Source organism: Acinetobacter sp. NIOH-H-8 (assembly GCF_046635365.1).
Classification (GTDB): domain Bacteria; phylum Pseudomonadota; class Gammaproteobacteria; order Pseudomonadales; family Moraxellaceae; genus Acinetobacter.
The window spans coordinates 1-2,399 of record NZ_JBHDVN010000103.1 but is presented as its reverse complement, the minus strand read 5'-3'; the positions used below and the strand labels follow the sequence as shown (position 1 = coordinate 2,399).

Here is a 2,399-nt window from a genome sequence, read left to right as displayed (position 1 = left end):
AAGAGTACTTTGATTATCATCTTAAAGAAACTGAATGGCGTTGGATGAGGGAACCTAATGAGTTAGCAACTGAGCTGTGGAACCTCATTAGGTAAAATTAAGTGTAAATCTGCTAGTCTAGAGCCAAGTTTATTATAAAAATATAAAAAGTAATTTTGATTTAATAGCTAATCATAAAACTTTACCAATAGGGAAAAAAGTTTTAAGGCTGACTTCAAGGCAAATGAAAGTCTCCGGCAGTCACTATCCTCAATCGGGTATAGTTCAACAGACAATAGAGGAAATCAAAAAATCCTTAAAAAATTTAGCAGATCCTATTGAAAAAGGGGTAAATGAAAAAATAGATACTAGTCAACCATCTATAATTTTACCTAAGCCAGTAAATAGCCAAAAAAGAACTGATTTAGGTAATAGTACCCATATAATTGCAAGCCAATTTACAGAAGAGAACTTCATACTCAATACAGTAAATAATAAATATAGAAAATTTGTTATAGACGCTTCGAAACGTCATGGATTTACTCCACATAGTCTAGCAGCTTTAATTCATGCTGAAGCTGCAAAAAAAAGTAATGGAGAATGGGATTCCAAAAGTTTTAATACCACTACAAATGCCGCAGGATTAACACAATTTCTTAAAGGTACTTGGCTTGAACTTTGTAAAAACCAAGAATCTTTAATAGGGCAATATGCTTCAAAAAATAAATATCTTACTGAGGAGCAACTTTTAAATCTTAGATTCAACTCTGAGTTTTCGATTGATGCAGCAGCTGCTTATGCAATTATAAATTTTAAATGGTCAAAACTACCTTATCAAAAATTAACAGAGCCGAGCTCAATAGCTAAATTTGCTTATCTATTACATCATGAAGGAGCTGGAGGTGCGAGGTCATTCATAAACAATAGTTTTTCCCCAGAAAGAGCAAAAATGTTATTGCTTGCACAATTTGGAAATAAGGGTAAACAAAATGCTTTAGATTATTTGAAAAGATATAACAACGATGCAAAAGTTGCTTATGGAATATGGCTAAGAGCATACATCGATGCACATATTAATATTTATGATTATGTATTGGATAAATCTAAAACTTCTGGAATAAATTTATCTTTAGATGAAACAATTAAAATTTTATTGGGGCAAACTTCTTCACCAACACCAACACCAACACCAACACCAACACCAACACCAACACCAACACCAACACCAACACCAACACCAACACCAACACCAACACCAACACCAACACCAACACCAACACCAACACCAACACCAACACCAAGTACCGAAATACAAGAAAATAAAATTGTTGGAGGCAGCGGAATGTGGGTAGATCCTTTAGCAATAAACCAGTTAAGAGTTGCCGGTCTAGCTAATGTAAAAAGTGCTACTTTTGGGAAAGTTAGAAATGGAGGTACTAGAAACCATCAAGGTATAGATTTAGCTGCTGATTCCGGTACAAATATTTTTGCGGTATGTAGTGGGGTTATTGCTATTGCAACAGATAGTGGAAAGGCATATGGCAAAATTATAGTATTAGAAGTAAACATTGATGACTTGCCTGAAAAGCAAAAAACTTATGCATCAAAAAATATTACAAACAGCCAATCAATTTATTTTTTTTATGCACATCTATCTACCATAGATGTTGAAAAAGGAGATGTTGTTGATGCTAAGACAATTTTAGGTAAAACAGGTTCTACTGGAAATGCGAGGGGAATGACTACTATATCGAAAGGGGGACATTTGCATTTCGAGGCAAGAAGTTCAGCATTGCTCGGTACAGGCTTGCAAGGAAGATTTGACCCTATTCCTTTTTTTATAACCAAATTGATTTAGGCACTTAAAATATGAAAATACTTAAATCTATAGTAATAATTAGCAGTAGCTTCTTTTCACTATTATGTCACGCAAAAAATATAGATTGGAATGATTACCAGCAAAGTGCTAGCCAAATTAAAGAACCAGTTTTATTTCTGGATCAATTTGGTAGATTCTCTCAATTAAATAAAAATTTAAAATTAAGTTTAGTTGATTATGGGGATAAAAACAAAAAATATTCTGGTGGAGATTACATTCTTAAGAGTTATGGCGTCGAAGTTTTAAATAATCAAAAAACTTATATTTTATATCAAGGTACTGTGCCTTTAAAATCAACTGTAGATTTAAAAATACTTTATCAAGATAAAAAAATAGTTGCCTTTCGGATAAGGGAATTTAGTGAATTAGATTATGTGAAAAGACCTTATAAAAAATTTATATCTAACTTTTTTATATATAATAGACCTCTTGCGAAAGTAAAAACTGCCTCAATATAGATTTCATGAAATATCAGAAATTAAATCGTTTTTCAGATTCTGAATTCCAGCGCTTGGTTGGTGTACCTCGAGCAGTTTTTAGT

Annotated in this window: 2 protein-coding genes and 1 pseudogene; all 3 read left to right on the top strand. The window is 32.6% G+C overall.

The window, feature by feature from the left end; all coding sequences use genetic code 11:
* A pseudogene (locus ACEWB7_RS17155) lies at positions 1-95 on the top strand (IS1595 family transposase); the annotation flags it as partial.
* Between the two features lie 128 nt (positions 96-223).
* Positions 224-1,837, top strand: coding sequence for a M23 family metallopeptidase (locus tag ACEWB7_RS17150; RefSeq protein ID WP_411580992.1), 1,614 nt, complete (start codon positions 224-226; stop codon positions 1,835-1,837).
* 11 nt (positions 1,838-1,848) lie between these two features.
* Entirely contained in the window at positions 1,849-2,316 is a 468-nt protein-coding gene (locus ACEWB7_RS17145; protein WP_411580991.1) for a hypothetical protein, read from the top strand.
* Positions 2,317-2,399 lie beyond the last annotated feature (83 nt).

Excerpts from the sequence above, each read along its gene's own strand:
- ACEWB7_RS17150 (WP_411580992.1), top strand. The coding sequence starts at position 224 with ATGAAAGTCTCCGGCAGTCACTATCCTCAATCGGGTATAGTTCAACAG.
- ACEWB7_RS17145 (WP_411580991.1), top strand. The coding sequence starts at position 1,849 with ATGAAAATACTTAAATCTATAGTAATAATTAGCAGTAGCTTCTTTTCA.